This window comes from Cellulosimicrobium sp. I38E (assembly GCF_001647255.1).
GTDB classification, from domain to species: Bacteria; Actinomycetota; Actinomycetes; order Actinomycetales; family Cellulomonadaceae; genus Cellulosimicrobium; species Cellulosimicrobium cellulans_E.
Map to the genome: position 1 here is coordinate 50,701 of NZ_LUAZ01000018.1, position 19,460 is coordinate 70,160.

Below are 19,460 nucleotides of genomic sequence, written 5' to 3' on the forward strand. Positions count from 1 at the left end.
CAAACCTGGACGCCCGTCCAGGTCTGAGAGCCGGGTGAAGTCACACCGGTGTGAGCAACCCCACCCCCGCGCCGGCCGATGCCTCCGCATGTGTCGGCGATGTCCGGATCGTGCGCGCCGTCGCCGCGCGGCGCTCCGGCCTTCCGCCCAGTCAGCGACCCGTGACGGCCCGCACGTGGTCGCGCGCGCCTGCCTCCAGGTCCTCCCGGAGAGCGACGAACCGGGCGACGCTCGCCGTGCCGGGCCAGTCGGCGGGCAGCGCCGACGGGGGCAGGCCCGGGTCCGCGTACGGGATCGGCCGCCAGTCGTCGACGGCGCGTACCCACCGGGCGAACGCGGCGCGCGGCGGGCCGTCCTCCGTGACGGGCGGGCCGCCGTCGGGCACCGAGCCACGACCTGCACGGGAGGCACCGTGCCGCGCGAGGAACGCGCGGTGCAGCGCCGCGACCCGGTCGAGGTCCCACCACCGCGCCGCCGCGTCCGCGAACGACCCCGCGACGCGCGGCGCCCCCGCGAGGAACACCGTCGCGGCGTCGCGGACCTCCAGCGCCAGGAGGATCTCCTCGACCTCGTCCACGAGGTGGCCCGGCGCGATCCACAGCCCGTCCGCGACGGTTCCCGCGCCGATCCACGCGAGGTGCCGCCGGAGCTGGTGGCGCGCGGCGCGCCGCTCCTCCGGCAGCGAGTACGACACGAGGCACCACGGGTCGTCCTCGCCCTGCTGGCGGTAGGCGAAGATCCGCCGGTCACCCTGCTCCAGCATCCGGCCGGCGCCAGGCGCGAGCCGGTAGCCGGCCCGGCCGTCGACGGTCTCCGGGGCGAGCAGCCCCCTGGCCTTCGCCCGCGAGACCGCGCCGCGCGCGCCGACGGGCGGGACGTCGAGCGCGCCCAGCAGCTCGACGAGGTCGGCTACCGCGACCACCCCGCCGACGTCGCGCAGGTACAGCCCGACGACGGTGCGCAGCAGCGACGTCGTGCTCCCGGGCCGGGAGTCGAGGTCGTCGAGGATCACGCGGTGCCGTCCGCGCCCGCCGACGCGCCCGTGGTCGCCCGGGCGCCGAGCACCTCGAGCAGCGCGTCGCGGACCGCCTCGACGCCCACGCGCACCTCCTCGAAGCTCGTGGAGAGCGGGGACAGGCCGAGGCGCAGGCCGTCCGGGCGTCGGAAGTCGGGAATGACGCCGCGGCCCCACAGGAGCGGGAGCGTCGCCTCGAACGCGTCGTGGTCGACCGTGACATGGCTTCCCCGTCGGTCCGGGTCGCGGGGTGACGCGTACCGCGCACCGAGCGGGAGCAGCAGGTCGTCCACGAGGGCGGTCGCGTGCTCGGTGAGCGCGACGGACTTCGCGCGGACCGCCGGCATCCCGGCCTCGTCCACCAGGTCGAGCATGTCCTGCATCGCGAGCATCCCGACGATCGCGGGCGTCCCCGAGAGGAAGCGCCGGACGCCGTCGTGCGGCGCGTACGCCGGGCCCATCTCGAACGGCGCCGCACTCCCCATCCAGCCCTGGATCGGCTGGGTGAGCGCGCTCTGGAGGTCGCCGCGCACGTAGCCGAACGCCGGCGCGCCCGGCCCGCCGTTGAGGTACTTGTACGTGCAGCCTGCCGCGAGGTCGACGCCCCACGCGTCGAGCTCGACCGGGACCGCGCCCGCGGAGTGGCACAGGTCCCACAGGACGAGCGCCCCGGCGTCGTGCGCGAGCGTCGTGATGGCGGCGGCGTCGCTCACGTACCCCGACCGGTACGCGACATGGCTCAGCAGCACCAGCGCGGTGCGGTCGGAGAGCACCGCGGCGACCTGCTCGGGCGTGACCCCGGCGTCGTGGTCCGGCGTGATCCAGCGCAGCGTCGCGCCGTGCTCGCGCGCGACGCCCTCCAGCACGTAGCGGTCGGTCGGGAAGTTCCCGGCGTCGAGCACGATCTCGTCACGGCCCGCGACCTGCGGCGCCGAGAGCGCGGCGCGCACGAGCTTGTAGAGGATCACCGTCGTCGAGTCGCCGACGAACGTCTGCCCGGGCGCCGCGCCGAGCGTCACCGCGCCGATCCGGTCGCCGAGCGTCAGCGGGAGGTCGTACCACTCCTCGTCCCAGCCGCGGATGAGCCGCGCGCCCCAGCGCTCCGTCGCGAACCGCGCGAGCCGCTCGGCCGACGCGCGCGTGGGCCGACCGAGCGAGTTCCCGTCGAGGTACGCCGTCACCTCGTCGGAGTCGGCGAACGCGTCGCGGAACCGCGCGAGCGGGTCGGCGGCGTCGAGCGCGGCGGAACGGGCGGCGTGGTCCTCGGTCATGGTCGTCCTTCCGGCGGGGCGGGGTCGCGGGCGAGGTCGTGTACGGGGCCGCGGGCAGGGTCGCACCGGACGACGACGGCGCGCGCGAGCCACGTGGCGACGGCGTCGAGGTCGTCGAGGTCGGGCGGGTCGCCGGGGATCCAGGTCGCGAGCGCTGCGTCCGTGCTCGAGTGCTGCGTCCCGGGACGCAGCACTCGCGCGGAGACGCTGCGCTCGGCCGCGGCGTCGTGCGTGAGGGCCCTGACCAGCGCTCGCGCGTCGAGGCCGGCGGCCACGAGCGCCCGCAGCTCGCGGGCGTTCACGCCGTGCGGGAGCGGCCCGTTGCCGAGGTCGGTGCCGTAGACGACCGTCCCGCCGAGCGCGACGAAGCGCCGCACGTTGTCGATCGCGACGTCCTGCTCGGCCGTCGGGCTCCCCCACCCATGGACATCGAGCGTGCTCACCCAGCTCACCCACGACCCGCCGAACACGACCTGAGGGTCGTTATCCGGCCCTTTTCGACCGTCAGGTCGTGCTCGACGGCGGGCAGGGTCGTGCTCGGCGAGCGGCGACGGGCGGGGGTGGGCCATCGCGGCGAGGAGGTCGTCGGGCAGGCGCTCGGAGAACGGGGCGTGCGCGAGCCGGTCGACGCCCGCCTCGAACGCACGCGCCGCCATGTCGCGCCCCTCGACGTGCGCGACGACGTCCCGGCCCTGCGCGTGGGCGTGCCCGACGAGCGCGGCGAGCGTGACGTCGTCGGGCACGGGACCGGCGTCGGAGTGCAGGGCGACCTTGACGAACGACGCCCCCGCGGCGACCTGGCGGTCGACGGCGGCGACGGCCGCCTCGGGAGAGCCGACCTCCTCGACCGACCCCGGCGGCGCCCACGACCGGTCCGACGGGTAGCCGCCGGGCGCGGTGAGGAACGCGCCCGCGAACGCGACCTCCGGGAAGCCGGGCCGGCCGGGCCACGTGCGTGCGACGTCGGGCACCCACCCGAGGTCGTGCACGACGGCGATCCCGCCGCGCCGCACCGCGACGGGATCGACGAGGCCGAGGTGCACGTGCGCGTCGACGAACGGCGGGAGCCATGTGCCGCCGTCGCCCGCCCGGCCGAGGCTCACGACCGCCCGATCTCGGTGCGCACCGCGAACAGCTCGGGGAAGAACGTGAGGTCGAGCGCCTTCTGGAGGAACCCGACGCCGCTCGACCCGCCCGTGCCGCGCTTGGTGCCGATGATGCGCAGCACCGTCTTCATGTGGCGGAACCGCCAGAGCTGGAAGTTGTCCTCGAGGTCGACGAGCTCCTCGCACGTCTCGTACGCCGACCAGTACGTCTCCGGGTCGTCGTAGATGCGGCGGAAGACCTCGACGAGGTCGTCGTCGAGCGTGTGCGCGACGGTGACGTCCCGGTCCAGGACGCGCTGCGGGACGTCGTGGCCGTGCCGCGCGAGGTGGCGCAGGAACTCGTCGTAGACGCTCGGCTCGGCGAGCAGCCGGGCGAGCTCGGCGCGGGCGTCCGGCTCGGCGTCGAACACGTCGAGCATGCGCGCGTTCTTGTTGCCCAGCAGGAACTCGACCGCGCGGTACTGCCACGACTGGAAGCCCGACGCGTGCCCGAGGTACCCGCGGAACTGCGCGTACTCGCTCGGCGTGAGCGTCGCGAGGACGGACCACTGCTCGGTGAGCGTGCGCTGCACGTGCTTGACGCGCGCGATGCGCTTGAGCGCGGCGCCCAGCTCGTCGGCCGCGAGCAGGTCGCGCGCGGAGAGCAGCTCGTGCAGCACGAGCTTGAGCCAGAGCTCCGTCGTCTGGTGCTGGACGATGAACAGCATCTCGTCGTGGTGCTCCGGGTCGCTCACGGGCTCCTGCGCGGCGAGCAGCGTGTCGAGGTGCAGGTACGACCCGTAGGTCATCTGCTCGCGCAGGTCCGTGACGATGTCGGACTCGAGCGCGCGCTCGTTCGGCGCGGGCAGCGGTGCGTCGGCCATCCGCCGAGCGTATGTCACGAACGTGACGACCGCTAGATCTGTGCGATGCGTCGAGGTCAGTCGTCCGCCGCGGCGCGGCGCTCCTCCTCGTCGACGGACTCGCCCGTCGGGTCCTCCGCGACGAGGTCGTCGAGGAACGCGCCGCCCAGCGGCCCGTCGCTCAGCCCGACGAACCGCCAGCCCGACGCCGGGTCCCCCTCGACCTCGACGAGCCCGGTGTTCGCGAGCGGGGTCCACGCGAGCCTGTCGACGTCGACGCCCGCGGCGCGCGCGCACGCCCACGCGCGGATCGCCGCACCGTGCGACACGACGACGGCGGTCTCCCACCCGGTCCGCGCGACGGCCGCGACGGCGTCGTCGTAGCGGGCGAGGAACTCGGTACCGTCGGGGCCGCCGGGCATCCGGCGGCCGGGCTCGCCGCGGCCCCACGCGAACACCGTCTCCAGGTAGGTCGCGTGGTCGTCGTGCTCGGCGGACATCTCCAGGTCGCCCGCGTCGACCTCGCGGAACCCGTCGAGCTCGAGCAGGTCGTAGCCGTGCCGCTCGGCCAGCGGCCCGGCCGTGAGGTGCGTGCGCACGAGCGTCGAGACCGCGACTCCGTCGACGACACGGTCCGCGAGCGCGTCCGGGATCGCCGCGGCCTGGCGCGCCCCGAGGGCGGTGAGGCCCGGCCCGGGCAGGGCGGTGTCGAGCAGGCCGGCGACGTTGGACGGGGTCTGTCCGTGGCGGACGAGGAGCAGGCGCATGGTTCTCCGGATCTCGGGGTCGGTCTCCTGCCACCCTACGAGCCGCCCGACGCGCCGCCCGACGAGCAGAGGCGCCGTGGCAGGCTGGGGCCATGTCCCGCCGCGAGCTCGTCGTCCTCGGGACGGCCAGCATGGTCCCGACCCGCACGCGCAACCACAACGGCTACGTCCTGTTCTGGGACGACGAGGCGATCCTCTTCGACCCCGGCGAGGGCACGCAGCGGCAGATGACGTATGCGGGCGTGTCCGCGACCGACCTCACGCGCATCGCCATCACGCACCTGCACGGCGACCACAGCCTCGGCCTCGCGGGCGTCTCCCAGCGCATCAGCGGCGACGGCGTGCGGCACACGATCGGGGTGACGTACCCGGCGTCGGGGCAGCTGTGGGTCGACCACCTGCTCGACGCGAGCGCCCACTTCCGCCGCGGGCACCTCGAGCTCCAGCCGCTCACGACGGACGGCGTCGTCCCGCCCGTGGCCGGGCGCCCCGAGCCGGGGTTCACGCTGCGCGCGGAGCGCCTCGACCACACGCTGGAGGCGATGGGCTACCGCCTCGACGAGCCCGACGGCCGGTCGCTCGACCCCGCGCTCCTCGCCCGCCACGGGCTCGCCGGACCGGCCGTGGGCGAGCTGCGACGCGCGGGCAGCGCCACGACGCCTGACGGCCGGACCGTCACCCTCGACGAGGTGAGCGGGCCGCGCCCCGGGCAGTCGTTCGCGTTCGTCATGGACACGCGCCTGTGCGACGCCGTGCACCGGCTCGCGGACGGCGTCGACCTGCTCGTCATCGAGTCGACCTTCCTCGACCGCGACCGCGACCAGGCCGAGCGCTGGGGCCACCTCACGGCCCGACAGGCCGCGACCGTCGCCGCCGAGGCCGGCGTGCGGTCCCTCGTGCTCACGCACTTCTCCCAGCGCTACCCCGACCCGACGGAGTTCTGGCGCGAGGCGCGCGAGGTGTTCGACGGCGAGCTCACCGTCGCGCAGGACCTCGACCGCGTGCGCGTCCCCCACCGCCGTCGCCCCGCCTGACGCCGACGAGCCGACCGCCCGAGGACCACGGCTCTACCTCGCGGAACCAGGGCTCTACCTCGCCGGACCAGAGCTCTACCTCGGCGAGGTAGAGGCGTGGTGGCGCGAGGTAGAGGTGTGGTCGCGGGGGGCCGCGGTCAGTCGCCGCGGGCGCGGCGGGTCGCGCGGTCGTTGGCGCGCTGGATCGCCTCGACGAGCTCGTTCTTGGTCATGGTCGACCGGCCGTCGACGTCCAGGCGGCGCGCGACGTCGAGCAGGTGCGCCTTGGTCGCGTTGGCGTCCACGCCCCCGGCGGTATCCGTGGTGGAGTCGAGCCCGCCCTCCTCGGCGCGCTCGTCGGACGGGCCGGGCTCGTCCTTGGGCTCCCAGTGGTCGCCGATCTTCTCGTGCGTGTGCTTGAGCGCGGCGAACGCGACGCGCCGCGCGCGCTCCTCGGAGCCGTACTGCTCCCTCGCGGCGTCGTAGGCCTTGGCGAACGTGCGCTGCGCCTTCTCGTCGGAGCGCTGCAGCGTGCTCGGGATCTCGGACTGCTTCGCGTCGCCGTCGCGCGTGGTCTTCGGCACGGGTCACCTCCTGCTGCCCGACGGCGGTCGCCGCCTCCTCCGAGCGTCGCGCCCCGCGCGGGGGCTCGCGCGCCGAGCGGGGCCCGGTCGGTGACGGGCTGGAAGGCAGCACGGTGGGAAAGGCAGAGGTGCGCGGCCCCGCGTCCGAGCGAGAGCGTGCCCGGGGTGGCGGACCTACGCTGCCGGGATGTCGAGCGTCCTGCGGTTCCGCGGCCGCATCGCGGGGTGGGGCACGGAATCGGGGACGCGCGTCGTCGTCGGGCGCTGGGACGCGTCGCCGTTCGGCGCGCTCGCCGACGTCATGGTCGAGCGCCCCGACGGCGAGCGCCTCCTGCTCGCGCCGTCGCCGCAGGTCGCGGACCTCGTCGCGTCGACCTACCGCTTCGACCGCGTCGTCCTGACGCCGGTCGCCGTGACGGGCGAGCCGACCGACGCGGCCGACGCCGCGCTCGCCGCCGGTCCCGGGAACGTGGCGGAAGCAGCGGCAGGCCGCGGCCGCCTGCCGGACTGGCACGTGGTGGCCGGGCCGCTCGAGGCGCGGCTCGCCGTCGGGCCCCGGACGTCGTTGGGGCACGTGCTGCGCGCGGTGCCCCGCCGCGTCGCGACGTCGCGGCACCTGACCGCCGTCACCGACCCGGTCGCGCGCGTGCTGCTGCGCGGAGTCCGGACGCGCGGCAGCGCCGGGCCGGGACGCGTCGAGCACTACGGCGCGACCGACGTCCACGCGCTCGTCGCGGCGGAGTCGACCTGGGACGGCGGGCCGCTCGGCGACCTGCGCGACGTCGACCCGCCCGTCCGGTTCGGCTTCGGGTCGACGCCGCGCCGACCGAGCGTGACCGACGTCGTCACGACGATCGTCGTGCAGTGACCTGGCACCGCACGAGACGCCGAACCCGGGATTCCTCCCCACGCAGCACGCGGCGCGAGGAGGGACCCCGGGTTCGGCGGGGCGGCCACCGCTCAGACCGGGCGGGCCGAGAGCCAGCCCGCGAGGCGGTCCGGGCGGTCGGTGATGATCGCGTCCACGCCGAGCTCGACGGCGGCCGCCCAGTGCGCGGGCTCGTTGAGCGTCCACACCGCGACCTCGAGTCCGGCGTCGTGCACGCGCTGCACGAGCCCCGGGTCCTCGAGGAGGAGCAGGCCCATCGGGTTGCACGTCACGACGTCGAGCTCGGCGCACCGCGCGAGCACGTCGTCGTCGAGCGACGCGACGAGCAGCCCGCGGCGCAGGCCCGGGTCGGCCTCGCGCAGCGCCGCGACCGTCTCGGGCCAGAAGCTCTGCGCCACGACCCGGTCGGCGATGCCCGCGAACCGGATCGGCCCGGTGACGCGCCGCACCTGCTCGACCGTCCACGACCCCTTGAGCTCGAGGAGCAGGTCCGTGCCCGGGCGGCGCACGAGGAGGTCCACCACCTCCGCGAACGTCGGCACGCGCTGGCCGCCGAACGCCGGGGAGAACCACGACCCCGCGTCGAGCGCCCGGATCGCCGCGCGGTCGAGCCGCGCGACCGTGCCGCTGCCGGACGTCGTCGCGTCCACGGTGTCGTCGTGGATGACCACGGGCTCGCCGTCGGCCGTGAGCTGCACGTCGATCTCGATGCTGTGCGCGCCGGCCCGCCACGCCGCCTCGAACGCGGCGAGCGTGTTCTGCGGTGCGACCGAGCTGTTGCCGCGGTGCGCGATCACGCGCGGCCGAGCGACCCGGCCGGAGGCAGCGCTCGAGGACGCGAGGGCCGTCGCCGTCACAGGTACGGCTCCACGTTCTCGGTGTACGCGGTCTCGATGCGCGGCGTGACGGACTCGAACGCGGTCGCCGGGTCGACGCCCTCGATGACGATCTGCTCGATCGCCTCGTTGAGCAGCGCGTCGGCGCCGGGGACGAACACGCGGACGTCGTCCTGGATGCGCGCCTTGTCGGCGAGCTGGTCGACGGCGGTGCGGAACTGCGGCGTCGTCTCGTAGATGGCCTTCATCGTGTCGGACTCGACGGCCGACGTGCGCACCGGCATGTACCCGGTGTTCTGCGAGAAGTACGCGGTGTTCTCGGTGTTCGTGAGGAACGCGAGGAACATCGCCGCGGCGAGCTGCTGCTCGGGCGACTTCGACGACGGGATCGCGAGACCGGTCCCGCCGGTGGGGGTGCCGCCGCCGGCCGGGCCGTCGGGCAGGTAGGCCGTGCCGACCTCGAACGACGCCGCGTCGAGCGCGCCCTTGAGCGAGCCCGTCGAGCCGATGGTCGAGGCGATGAGACCCGACGAGAAGTCGACCATCGCGTCGTCCGCGGAGAGCGTCGCGACGCCCTTCTCGTGGAAGAGGTCGTGCAGGAACTGGCCGCCCGCGACCGACTCCTCGGAGTCGAGCGTGAGGTCGAACCCGTCGGAGTACGCGCCGCCCTGGCCCCAGATCATGTTCTCGAACCACCACGCGCCCCACGACGGCCCGGTGGACAGGCCGAGCGTCGAGCCGCCCGACGGGACGAGCGGCTTGAGGGACGCGTCCCACTCCTCGAGCTCCGCCCACGTCTCCGGCCCGCGGTCGGGCAGGCCGGCCGCCGCCCACAGGTCCTTGTTGTAGTAGAAGAGCGGCGTCGAGCGCGCGTAGGGCACGGCCCAGTGCTGGTCGTCGTACTCGTAGTCCGCGTAGAGCGCGGGCTGGAAGTCGTCCGCGTCGGCGTCGACGAACTCGAGCACGTCGTCGAGCGGCAGGATCTGGTCGTTGAGGTGGTAGCGGAACCACCACACGTCGGACGCGATGACGACGTCGGGCAGCTCGTCGGTCTGCGACGCGGCCTGGAAGCGCTGCGCGACCTCGTCGTAGTTGGCGCCCGCGGTCACGAGGTTGACCGTGATGCCGGACTCCTCCTCGAACCGGTCGATGAGCTCCTGCTCGATCTCCTGGGACGTGCCGGGGTGGTTGCTCCACCACGTGATCTCGGACGCGGGCTCGACGGCGGACCAGTCGACGGCCTCGGCCGCCGCGTCGTCGCCCCCGGTGCCGGCGCCGTCGGCCCCGGCCACGCTCGGGCCGGCGCACGCGGTGAGCGCGAGGGCGGTGACCGCCGTGAGGGCGGTGGCTGCGGCGCGGGCCCGACGGCGGCGCGCGGGCCGGCCGACGGGTGCGGTGCGGTGGGACACAGGTGCTCCTTCAGGTCGTGCACCGGGTCTCGGTGCGCTTCGGGGAACCCGGGCCGCTGCGCGCGGACCGGGGAGCTCGGGGGTGGGGCAGGCACGCAGGTGCGCGGCCCGCCCCGGGTGGGCGCCGTCGTCGGGCACGACGGCGCGGGGCGGGTCAACCGGTGACGGCGCCGGCCGTGAGGCCCGCGACGAGACGGCGCTGGAGGACGAGGAAGACGACGAGGATCGGCAGGGTCACGACGACCGTCGCGGCGAGCAGCACGCCCCAGTTCGTCATGCCGTCGGTGTTCTGGAGCAGCGTGAGGCTGACGGGGAGGGTCATCTTGTCGGGGCGGTCGATGACGAGGAACGGCCAGAGGTAGTCGTTCCACTCCGTCACGACGGACACGAGCGCGACCGCCGCGAGCGTCGGCGTGCTCATCGGCACGACGAACCGCCAGAGCTTGCGCCAGTGGCCCGCGCCGTCGAGCTCGGCGGCCTCGAGGATCGAGCGCGGCAGCGTGAGGAAGTGCTGCCGGAACAGGAACGTCCCGAACGCGCTCGCCAGGCCGGGGACGAGGATGCCCTGGTAGGTGTTGAGCCACCCCAGGCTCGCGACGAGCGTGTAGTTGGGGATGATCGTGATCTGCGGCGGGATCATGAGCGTCGCGATGACGAGGCCGAACACGACCTTCTTGAACGGGAAGTCGAGGAACACGAGCGCGTACGCGCACGTCAGGCCGAGCGCGACCTTGAGGCCCGCGCCCACGACCGTGATCCCGACGCTGTTGGCGAGCAGCCGCCCGAGCGGGATCGAGTCCGCCGCCTGGGCGTAGTTGTCGAGGTTGAGGCTGCCCGGGAGCCACTGCAGCGGGACGGTGTACAGCTCGGCGGGCGTCTTCATGCTCGCGAGCACCATCCACAGGAGCGGCGCGCCGAGCACGACAGTCGCGAGGACCAGGGCGAGGCACCCGCCCGGCTGGAGGGCCCGGCGTCGGGCCCGCGGGGTGCGGGGTGCGCGCGGCGCGAGCGCGGCGGGCGTGGCGGGCGCGGTCTCGGGGCGCCCGGTCGTGGTGGGCGCGACGGCGCTCATGCGTAGTGGACCTTCCGCTGGACGAACCGCATCTGCACCGCGGTCACCGCGAGCAGCACGAGGAAGAGGACCGTGGCGACCGCCGACGCGTACCCGGCGCGCCCGTTGACGAAGCTCTCCTCGTAGATCGAGTACATGAGAGTCGTCGTCGAGCCGAGCGGGCCGCCCTGCGTCATCGCCTTGATGATGTCGAAGGACTGGAGCGACGCGAGGAGCATCGTCACGACGAGGAAGAACGTCGTCGGGGTGAGCAGCGGCAGCACGATCGAGCGCAGCGTCCGGGCCGACGACGCACCGTCGAGCGCGGCCGCATCCTTCAGGTCCTGCGGGACGGACTGGAGGCCCGCCAGGTAGATGAGGGCGACGTACCCGAGGTTCTTCCACAGGTAGACCACGACGATCATCACGAGCGGCCACGGGCGCTGCGTGTACCACTGCGGCGACGCGACGCCGACCCAGCCGAGCAGCTCCTGGACCAGCCCGTAGCGCGGGTCGAACATGAACAGCCACAGGATCCCGACCGCGAAGCCCGACAGCACGTACGGCGCGAACGCGACGGTCCGGGCGACGCCGCGGCCGCGGAGCTTGCGGTTGAGCAGCAGCGCCAGCCCCAGGCCGAGGACCATCGCGCCGCCGACCGTGGCGAGCGTGAACACGAGCGTCGTCGTGACGATGCGGCCCGTCGTCGGGGCGGTGAACCACTCGACGTAGTTGCCCAGCCCGACCGGCCGCGCGACCGGCGACCCGAGGTTCCACTGGAGCGTCGAGAGGTAGAAGCTCTGCAGCAGCGGCCGGTAGACGAAGACCAGGAGCAGCAGGACGTTCGGTCCCGCGAGCAGCAGCGCCCACAGCAGGTTCCGCCGACGGCGGCGCGCGCCCAGGCGGCTGCGGTGCAGCGTCTGGACCTCGCGGTCGGCGGGGCCCGACGGCGGAGAGCCGGTCGGTGCGTCGGCGCCGCCGGGTCGTACGGCGGCGGGGTCGGCCGCGGCGGCCGACGAGGACGCGCGGGGCGCGCCGGGGGAACCCGGGGCGGCCGGGGTGAAGACGGTGGTCACAGGACAGATCCGCTCGGACGAGGGAGGTGGTCACGGCCGGCGCGGCACCCGTCCTGCGGGTGGGCGGCCACGGCGAGCATAGGAAGCGGCCACGCCGGTTTGATCCCCGAATGTCCGAGTGCAGAAAGAGGCTTCGGGCAACGTTCACCGCGTCGTGCCCGGAGTGCCACCTGGGCCTGTGGAGCGGCAACGTGCCGGACACCCTGAGCCCTGACGGCCTCGCGGCACGACGACGCCCGCGGCGCCGCTCGTCGGCCGAGCGGTACCGCGGGCGTCGCTGGGGTGCGCTACGCGCAGGTGAGCGCGTCGTACGCGGCCGTCACCTCCGTCGTCGCGCCCGAGACGTCGGTGACGACGACGAGCGCCTCGCCCGCGTCGAGAGCGCCGCGCGCCTTGAACGACTGGTAGGCGTTCTTGCCCGGGTCAACCTGGGCGAAGGACCGCTCGCCGAACGCCGTCCGGAGCGCGATGGCGACGGTCTCGTCGCCGTCGTTCGTCGCGCGCAGGGCGAGGTACGGCGTGCCGCTGAGGCAGCGAGGCTGCGCGGTGACGGTGACGTGCGGGTCGACGGGCGGCACCTCGGCGGGGAAGACGTCGAGCGCGTCGAGCTCGGTGTACCAGGTGAGCTTGGTCAGGGCGACGGTGTTCCAGCCCTGCTGGAGCTCGACCTCGTGGGTGACCGACTGCCAGTTGCCCCACGTGGTGTGCGGGAACGTGACGACGCCCGCGTCTGCGCCGTTCACCGTGACGGTGCTCGTCGAGGCGAGCGTGTAGCCGCCGCGCTCGGAGCCGTTCGCGAACCGGACCCCGAGCGTGTACGGGCCTGCCTCGTCGGCGTGGACCTGGAGCGCGACCGAGCTGTCGAGGAAGTCGAGCCCGCCGACCTTCTGGCCGCCCGACGCCCCCGCGGCATTCCCGACGGAACCGCGCGTGATGACGCCGTCCTCGAACTCGTACCGCGTCGCGTCGGACGGGATGACGGGCGGGGCCGACGGGCGCGGGTCGCGCGTCGCCGGGTAGACGTCGAACGCGTCGAGCTCGGTGAAGAACGTCGCGCGCGTGAGGGTGATCGTGTTGGTACCTGCGGCCAGGTCCACGAGGTGCTCGGACGTCTGCCAGTTGCCCCACGTCGTGTGCGGGAAGACGACAGTCTTCGCGACCTCGCCGTTGACGGCCAGCGTCCCGGTCGACGGCACGCGCGTCGAGCCGTCGAACGACCCGTTGGCGAACCGGATGCCCAGCAGGGCCGGGCCGGCCTCGTCGGCGTGCACCTCGACCGTCACGGACGAGTCCGCGAAGTCCAGGCCGCCGACCTTCGCGCCGCCCGACGCCCCGCCGTCGGCCACGACGCGCGCGTTCGTGACGACGCCGTCCTCGGCCTGGTAGCGGTCGGACGCCTGCGGGACGAACGGGACGCCGTCGGCGGTCCACTCGAGGTCCGCGACGTACATCGCGCGATAGGTGAACGCCTCGTTCCAGCCGTGGAAGACGATCGCGTGGGAGCCGTCCGGCGCGGTCACGATGTCCTGCCCGCCCGGGCCGCGCACGTCGCCCTGGAAGCGGTCGCTCGTCAGCAGTTCGGTCGTCGCCTTGGTCCACGGGCCGGCCAGGCTCGACGCCGTGGCGTACGACGTGCGGTAGCCGCCCCCGCCGAAGTCGTTCGCCGAGTAGAAGAGGTAGTACGTGCCGTCGCGCTTCAGGAGCGTCGGGCCCTCGACCACGCGGCCCTCGTAGGCCTTGTCCACGCGGATGAGCTCGACGGGCGGGCCGGTGAGCGTCGCGCCGTCGGGCGAGAGCGGCTGGGCGAAGATGATCGCCGTCTTGCCCGTGCAGCAGTTCCCGTCGGCCTTCCACAGCAGGTAGAGCTGGTCGCCGTCGACGAACGTCGCGGCGTCGATCGCGCCGCCGAGGTCCTCCGTGCCGGCCTCGCCGTTGGGGCAGACGATCGGGTCGTCGCCGACGGGGACGAACGGGCCGTCCGGGGTGTCGGACAGCGCGACGCCGAGGCACTGGCGCGGCGACGTCGCGTCGCGCGCCGTGTAGTACAGGGCGTAGCCGCCCTCGACCGCCGAGACCTCCGGGGCCCACACGCAGCGGTCGGTCGCACCGCCCGGCGCGAACGTGCACGACTCGCTGACCCAGGCGCCGAGGTCGGGCGCGACGTCGGCGGGCGCGCTCCACGTGACGAGGTCCGTCGACGTGCGGTGCTGCACGTTCTGGCCCTGATGGTTCGTCGCGTAGGCGTGGTAGACGCCGTCGACGAGCAGGATGTCGGGGTCGGGGAAGTTGGCGTCGACGACCGGGGAGATCGTCGGCTCGGCCACGGCGGTTGCCGCAGCCGGCACGCTCGCCGGGGCCGGCGCCGCATTGGCGGCGGCCGCGCCCGACACCGCCAGCCCGAGCGCGACCAGCGCACTCGTGACAGCGGTGGCACGCGAGCGCGCGCGGGACAGGGGGAACTTCATGGGGTGTCCTCTCGACGGTGAGGGGGCAAGAACCCGGGACGGCGTCGACCTCGGGGTTTCGAGTGTCCCGGGCCGATCCACACAAGTCAACAACTTCCCGCAATACTCAACATCTCGGTGCTCGTGCGCGAGGTCGTGCGGTGGGAGGCCGTGCGGCGGGAAGTTGACGGCGCCGGGTCGGCGGCAGACCGCGCGGCGATCCCCCGCTCGGGGGACGCGGAGACCGCGGCGCTGCCGTAGCGTCACGACCGTGATCGGGGACGTGCGATGAGGACGGCGCGGGCCGTCGTCGTGGGCGGCGGGATCGGAGGGCTCGCGTCGGGCGTCGCGCTCGCGCGGGCCGAGTGGGACGTCACGGTGCTGGAACGCGCGCCGTCGCTCGAACCGGTCGGCGCGGGGATCGCCGTCGCTCCCAACGCGGTGCGTGCGCTCGGCGCACTCGGGCTCGGCGACCGGCTCCGCGACCTCTCGGCGCTCCAGGGCGAGGTCGGCCTGCGCCGCCCCGACGGCCGCTGGCTCGTCCGCGGGAACGCGTCCGCCGCGAGCGAGCGGTTCGGCGACCAGACCCTCGTGCTCCACCGCGCCCAGCTCGTCGGCATGCTCGCCGACGCCCTGCCCGACGGCGCGCTCCGGCTCGGCGTCGACGCCGCCGTCGTGGACCCCGGCGACGCGGGGCGGCCCGCGCGCGTGCGGGTGCGCACCGGCGGCGGGCCCGAGGCCAGCGGGCCACGGACCCCAGCGCACGGTCGCGGGTCGGGAGCGGACGCCGAGGAGCCGTCCGACGGCGACCGTCCGGCCGCCGGAAGAGGCGTGGTAGGCGACGCGTCCGGGAACGACGAGGAGATCGAGGCCGCGCTCGTCGTCGCGGCGGACGGCATCGACTCGCCCACCCGGCAAGGCTGGTGGCCGGACGCGCCCGGGCCTGTCTCGGGCGGCTCGACCGCGTGGCGGCTCGTCGCAGAGGCGCCGCCCGACGAGCCCGACGGTCCCGTCGGGGGCGAGACCTGGGGGCGTGGGATCGTCGTCGGGATCGTGCCGCTCGCCGACGGCCGCGTGTACTCCTACGTGTCCGTCGCCGACGCCGCCGGCGTGCCCGCGTCGTTCGACGAGCTGCGCGAGCGGCTCGCCGACTGGCACGCGCCGATCCCCGAACTGCTCGCGTCTGTCGACCCCGCCCACGTGCTGTGTCACGAGCTGCGGCAGCTCCCTGCTCCGCCGGCGTCGCTCGTGACCGGACGCGTCGCGCTCGTCGGAGACGCGGCGCACGCGATGCTGCCGAACGTCGGGCAGGGCGGGTGCCAGGCGCTCGAGGACGCCGTCGTGCTCGGCGTGCGCACGGGCGGTACGAACGTCGCGGCCGTGCCGGAGCTCTTGCGCCGGTGGTCGGACGAGCGGCGGCCGCGTGTCGTGAAGGTGATGCGGATGTCGGAACAGATGGCCGGGATGTCGCGCGTCGTCTCACCCGTCGCGACGACGGCCCGCGACCTCGGCGCTCGCCTCGCCGGGCCATGGAGCGCCGCGCTCGGCTCGTGGGCGCTGCGCGGCGTGCTCGGCTGGCGGCCACCGGAAACTGCCACGGTTGCAGGCGTTCGGTGACGACGCTTGAACGAGAGCCCCACATCTGGTGAGCTCCGCGCATGGACTCCGCCGTCGAAGCCGCGCTCCGCGTGCGCATCATCCAGTGGGTGAAGGACCAGGCTGAGGCTAACGGTGGTTTCCTCCATCGAGACCAGCTGCTCGACTTCCACATCGACGGCCAGAAGCTCCCGGTCATCGACTACTCCCGCGGGATCCGCAACCCTCGACCCTTCTCGTCGACGCTCTCCATCGTGACCTCAGCGAGCGGACCCTACGACGACACCGAGTCCGAGGACGGGCTCCTCCACTACGCGTACCGCTCCGGCGACCCCTGGAGTGGGGACAACCGGAAGCTGCGCGAGGCGATGACGAGCGGGATGCCGCTCATCCTCTTCCGCAAAGAGGTCCCGAACATCTACACACCCGTCGCCCCGGTGTTCGTCGTGGACGACGAGCCGGAGAACGGTCAGTTCCTCATCGCGCTCGACGAGGCGTTCCGGTTCATCCCCGACCCGGCTCATCTCACGACACCGCAGCGCGAGTACGCACGGCGGCTCGCCAAGCAACGACTGCACCAGCCGGCGTTCCGGACGCGCGTCCTCGTCGCGTACGAGACGCGGTGCGCGATCTGCGAGCTCAGGCACGGCGCTCTCCTCGACGCCGCGCACATCGTCCCGGACAGCGACGAGCGCGGGGTGCCGACCGTGAACAACGGTCTGGCGCTGTGCAAGATCCACCACGCCGCGTACGACCAGAACATGCTGGGCCTCACCCCGGACTACGAGGTCCGCATCGCGATGAAGCTCCTGGAGGAGATCGACGGCCCGATGCTCAAGCACGGCCTCCAGGAGATGCACGGCCGGCAGCTCAGCGTCCCGCGCCGACGCTCGGACCGCCCCGACCGGGAGCTGCTCGCCTGGCGCTTCGAGCACTTCGGCCGCGCGTAGCGCGCCCGGCGCAGTCCGCAGCGGTACTCGGACTACGGCCGGGCCTGGTGAGCGCCGGATGCCTCCACCGCGGGGCCACCTGCACCGCGAGACTGCGTGCTGGGTCGAGGGCGCGGCTCTGAGCCACCGGCCGCGGCTCGGTCCGCCTCCGTGTACACGGCGTGCTGGTCGCGCGCCGCAGCGGGCGGCGCGCCCGCGGCCATGGCCGTGCGCATCCCGGCCATGCTGCGCGAGGTCGCGGCGTACGCCTGGTCGACGTTGGCCGTGTCGTACGTGAGCGACCGCTCGCGCTTCACGCCGAGCGACGCGCCGACCTCGATCGCGTCCTGGTTGGCGCCCATGTAGAGGAACGTCCAGCCGAACTGCTCCTCGCGCTCGGTGACGAGCGCCTTGATCGCGGCGTGCGTGTACTCCTTGGAGGCGTTCTCGAGGCCGTCGGTCATGATCCCGACGATCACGGCGCCGGGCCGCTGGTCCTCGGGGAGCTGGGCGATGCGCAGCGCGGTCGTCTGGACGAGCCGCCCGATAGAGTCGAGCAGCGCCGTCATGCCGCGCGGTCGCAGGTCGAGCGGCGGGACCTCGCGCACGTCGAGGTCGGTGTAGACCTCCTCGTACTCGTTGTCGAACTGCGCGAGCGTGACCGTGCAGCGGCCGGGCGCCTCGCGCTGCTCGGTGAGGAACAGGTCGAAGCCCTGCTCGGTGGCCTGCTTGATGGTCTGCATGGACCCGGACCGGTCGAGCAGCATGGCGAGGTGAGTGAGGGTCTGGTCGGGCATGGCGGTTCCCTTCGTCGTGCTGCTGGGCGGACGGCGTGGCAGGTCAGGTGCGGCGGCGGAACCTCAGCGGTTCGACGGCGGTCGTCGGCTCGGGCGGCGGGGTTCCCCGCTCGCGGTCGTAGCGGGCGCGCGTGACGCCCTCGGCGGAGACGCGGCCGTCGGGACCGGAGTAGCCCGCGAGCGCCGGGGTCCGCGCAAGGCGCGGAGGCACGGTGTTCGGGGCGACACCCGCTGCCTCGGCGACGGACCGCATCGACGAACCCGCGAGCAGCGCCTCCGCCATCGCCTCGTCGAGCGCGACGTCGAGCAGGGCCCGGGCGCGGGCGAGCGGCTCGACGGCGGCCCCGGGCTCCGCGCCGCGCGCCTCGTCGAGCGCCGAACGTGCGGCGTCGAGTCGAGGTCGGAGGGGTCGCGACGGGTACGTGGTCATGCCATCGACTCTACGTGCAGTAACTGCACAGACGCAATAGGCGCACGCCTCTTTTCACCCGTGCGCGCTCGGATGCAGCGACGATCGAGCCGGTGTCGCCGCACGTGCCGGCGCGCGCGGCTACTGCTTCGATCGGCGGTAACCAGCGGCGCGGGCCTCCTCCTCGGTCTGGAAGCAGTCCTCCGGCTTCGTCACGTCGTAGTACCGGCCGCTCGGGACGTGGTAGATGAGCTCGCCCGACGACGAGTGGTTCCCCTTCACGGGACAACCCGGCTCTCCTCCGCCAACCTCCGGGCCCACGACGGCGGCGTCGGACTCCTGCGCCGGATGCCCGCCGGACGTGCGCGCGGCCTCGGCGCCGGTCCCGTCCGTCCCCGGCGGAGGCACCAGGTCCCCGGTCGGCAGCGGCTCGTCAGGACACTCGCCCAGGACGCGGATCATCGCGTCCTTCTCCGCCTGTGTGACCCACAGGCCGTACGCCACCTTGACCCCGACCTGCCTCGCGACGTACTCGCACCGGAACGCCGTGTTCGGCGGGAGCCAGGTCGCGGTGTCGCCCGCACCCTTCTGGGTGTTCAACGCGCCGTCCACGGCGAGCAGGTTGAGCGGGTCGTTCCCGAACGCCTCGCGGGTCGTCGCGTCCCACTGCTGCGCGCCCTTCTGCCAGGCGTCCGCGAGCGCGACGACGTGGTCGATCTGCACGAGCGCCGACGTGTCGTCGCCGCGCTCGAACGCGACCACCGTCCCCGAGTACGGCTCCGCGAGCGTGCCCGAGCGCACGACGCAGCCGCCGGTGCCGTCGTCGACGACGACGTCGTTGAGGTCGCGGCGCAGGACGTCGTTGCGCTGGTCGCATCCGTTGCGGTCGACGTCGGCCCAGCGCTGCCCGAAGTGCTCCCGCTCGTAGCCCGTCCGCGGAGCGCGACCCTTGACCTCGAGCCGTGCGACGGCGGCGAGCGCCGTTCCGGGCTCCGCCTCGAGGGTCTCCTCCGGCGTCGGTGTGGGGTCCGCTGACGACGGTGCGGGGCTCGGGGCGACCGGTTCGGGTGCGACGGGTTCGGGGGCGGTGTCCTCCGCGGAGGGCGCTGGCCGGTGCGACCCCACCTCCACACCGCCTTCGCCCCGCACCGCACCGTCGGCGAGCGCGGCACCGACCACGAGCACCAGCGCCGCTCCCGCCACCACGCCGGCGATCGGGCGGCTCGTCGGGCCCCACCAGGCACGGCGGGTGACGAGTGCCCACAGGGCGCACACGGCCACGTACAGCGCCGCGAACGCGACCGCGCCCGCGAGGCCACTCGTCACGCCGAGCAACGCCGCGACGGCGAGGCCGACCAGCCCGACCCAGAAGCTCGGTCGGCGGGACCTCCGACGTGAGGACGTCATGGCGTGCGGGCGGGCTGCG

18 protein-coding genes are annotated in these 19,460 nt (G+C 74.0%); 4 read left to right on the top strand and 14 right to left on the bottom strand.

Going from position 1 to position 19,460, the window contains the following annotated elements; genetic code table 11:
• Positions 1 to 151: 151 nt before the first annotated feature.
• From A0J59_RS06635 to A0J59_RS06655, 5 genes are read right to left on the bottom strand one after another with little or no spacing between them, the layout of a single operon-like run.
• Positions 152 to 1,012 carry a PaaX family transcriptional regulator C-terminal domain-containing protein gene (locus tag A0J59_RS06635; protein WP_064315619.1) on the bottom strand — a complete coding sequence of 287 codons (861 nt, stop codon included), beginning with the start codon at positions 1,010 to 1,012 and terminating at the stop codon, positions 152 to 154.
• Positions 1,009 to 2,286 (bottom strand): kynureninase, encoded by a 1,278-nt coding sequence (locus tag A0J59_RS06640; RefSeq protein WP_064315620.1) that lies wholly within the window; start codon positions 2,284 to 2,286, stop codon positions 1,009 to 1,011. Before A0J59_RS06640 ends, A0J59_RS06635 begins: the two co-directional genes overlap by 4 nt.
• Positions 2,283 to 3,389 (bottom strand): hypothetical protein, encoded by a 1,107-nt coding sequence (locus tag A0J59_RS06645; protein ID WP_064315621.1) that lies wholly within the window; start codon positions 3,387 to 3,389, stop codon positions 2,283 to 2,285. The genes A0J59_RS06640 and A0J59_RS06645 overlap by 4 nt, the downstream gene beginning before the upstream one ends.
• Positions 3,386 to 4,255 carry a tryptophan 2,3-dioxygenase gene (gene kynA / locus A0J59_RS06650; protein WP_064315622.1) on the bottom strand — a complete coding sequence of 290 codons (870 nt, stop codon included), beginning with the start codon at positions 4,253 to 4,255 and terminating at the stop codon, positions 3,386 to 3,388. The genes A0J59_RS06645 and kynA overlap by 4 nt, the downstream gene beginning before the upstream one ends.
• Before the next feature lie 56 nt (positions 4,256 to 4,311).
• The gene (locus tag A0J59_RS06655) at positions 4,312 to 5,001 is read right to left on the bottom strand and encodes a histidine phosphatase family protein (RefSeq protein ID WP_047231138.1); all 690 of its coding nucleotides are present in this window, start codon (positions 4,999 to 5,001) and stop codon (positions 4,312 to 4,314) included.
• Between the two features lie 92 nt (positions 5,002 to 5,093).
• Here A0J59_RS06655 and A0J59_RS06660 point away from each other — a divergent pair, with 92 nt between their 5' ends.
• Positions 5,094 to 6,035 (top strand): ribonuclease Z, encoded by a 942-nt coding sequence (locus tag A0J59_RS06660; RefSeq protein ID WP_047231137.1) that lies wholly within the window; start codon positions 5,094 to 5,096, stop codon positions 6,033 to 6,035.
• Between the two features lie 137 nt (positions 6,036 to 6,172).
• Here the strand turns inward: A0J59_RS06660 and A0J59_RS06665 are convergent, their stop codons facing one another.
• Positions 6,173 to 6,598, bottom strand: coding sequence for a ChaB family protein (locus tag A0J59_RS06665; RefSeq protein ID WP_064315623.1), 426 nt, complete (start codon positions 6,596 to 6,598; stop codon positions 6,173 to 6,175).
• A 187-nt stretch (positions 6,599 to 6,785) separates the two neighbouring features.
• On the opposite strand from A0J59_RS06665, the gene A0J59_RS06670 reads away from it, so the two are divergent.
• A complete protein-coding gene (locus A0J59_RS06670) occupies positions 6,786 to 7,466 on the top strand; it encodes a hypothetical protein (RefSeq protein WP_064315624.1) in 681 nt (226 codons plus the stop codon).
• 92 nt (positions 7,467 to 7,558) lie between these two features.
• On the opposite strand, the gene A0J59_RS06675 is transcribed toward A0J59_RS06670, so the two are convergent.
• The 5 genes from A0J59_RS06675 to A0J59_RS06695 all read right to left on the bottom strand — a co-directional run bounded on the left by A0J59_RS06675 (position 7,559) and on the right by A0J59_RS06695 (position 14,324).
• A complete protein-coding gene (locus A0J59_RS06675) occupies positions 7,559 to 8,344 on the bottom strand; it encodes a glycerophosphodiester phosphodiesterase family protein (protein WP_064315625.1) in 786 nt (261 codons plus the stop codon).
• Entirely contained in the window at positions 8,341 to 9,732 is a 1,392-nt protein-coding gene (locus tag A0J59_RS06680; RefSeq protein ID WP_064315626.1) for an ABC transporter substrate-binding protein, read from the bottom strand. The genes A0J59_RS06675 and A0J59_RS06680 overlap by 4 nt, the downstream gene beginning before the upstream one ends.
• Before the next feature lie 154 nt (positions 9,733 to 9,886).
• Positions 9,887 to 10,804 (bottom strand): carbohydrate ABC transporter permease, encoded by a 918-nt coding sequence (locus A0J59_RS06685; protein WP_064315627.1) that lies wholly within the window; start codon positions 10,802 to 10,804, stop codon positions 9,887 to 9,889.
• Positions 10,801 to 11,859, bottom strand: coding sequence for a carbohydrate ABC transporter permease (locus A0J59_RS06690; RefSeq protein ID WP_369799753.1), 1,059 nt, complete (start codon positions 11,857 to 11,859; stop codon positions 10,801 to 10,803). Before A0J59_RS06690 ends, A0J59_RS06685 begins: the two co-directional genes overlap by 4 nt.
• Before the next feature lie 287 nt (positions 11,860 to 12,146).
• The gene (locus A0J59_RS06695; protein WP_064315628.1) at positions 12,147 to 14,324 is read right to left on the bottom strand and encodes a family 43 glycosylhydrolase; all 2,178 of its coding nucleotides are present in this window, start codon (positions 14,322 to 14,324) and stop codon (positions 12,147 to 12,149) included.
• Positions 14,325 to 14,591: 267 nt separating this feature from the next.
• Here A0J59_RS06695 and A0J59_RS21805 point away from each other — a divergent pair, with 267 nt between their 5' ends.
• Together A0J59_RS21805 and A0J59_RS06705 are read left to right on the top strand one after the other, a co-directional pair.
• Positions 14,592 to 15,920: an FAD-dependent monooxygenase gene (locus A0J59_RS21805; RefSeq protein ID WP_064315629.1), complete on the top strand. Its 1,329-nt coding sequence runs from the start codon at positions 14,592 to 14,594 to the stop codon at positions 15,918 to 15,920.
• 41 nt (positions 15,921 to 15,961) lie between these two features.
• On the top strand, positions 15,962 to 16,849 hold the full coding sequence (locus A0J59_RS06705; protein ID WP_064315630.1) for an HNH endonuclease: 888 nt from the start codon (positions 15,962 to 15,964) through the stop codon (positions 16,847 to 16,849).
• A gap of 32 nt (positions 16,850 to 16,881) precedes the next feature.
• On the opposite strand, the gene A0J59_RS06710 is transcribed toward A0J59_RS06705, so the two are convergent.
• From A0J59_RS06710 to A0J59_RS06720, 3 genes are all read right to left on the bottom strand, one after another.
• The gene (locus A0J59_RS06710) at positions 16,882 to 17,625 is read right to left on the bottom strand and encodes a VWA domain-containing protein (protein ID WP_064315631.1); all 744 of its coding nucleotides are present in this window, start codon (positions 17,623 to 17,625) and stop codon (positions 16,882 to 16,884) included.
• Positions 17,626 to 17,668: 43 nt separating this feature from the next.
• Positions 17,669 to 18,055, bottom strand: coding sequence for a hypothetical protein (locus A0J59_RS06715; RefSeq protein ID WP_064315632.1), 387 nt, complete (start codon positions 18,053 to 18,055; stop codon positions 17,669 to 17,671).
• 120 nt (positions 18,056 to 18,175) lie between these two features.
• Positions 18,176 to 19,441, bottom strand: coding sequence for a DUF1524 domain-containing protein (locus A0J59_RS06720; protein ID WP_064315633.1), 1,266 nt, complete (start codon positions 19,439 to 19,441; stop codon positions 18,176 to 18,178).
• Positions 19,442 to 19,460: the final 19 nt, after the last annotated feature.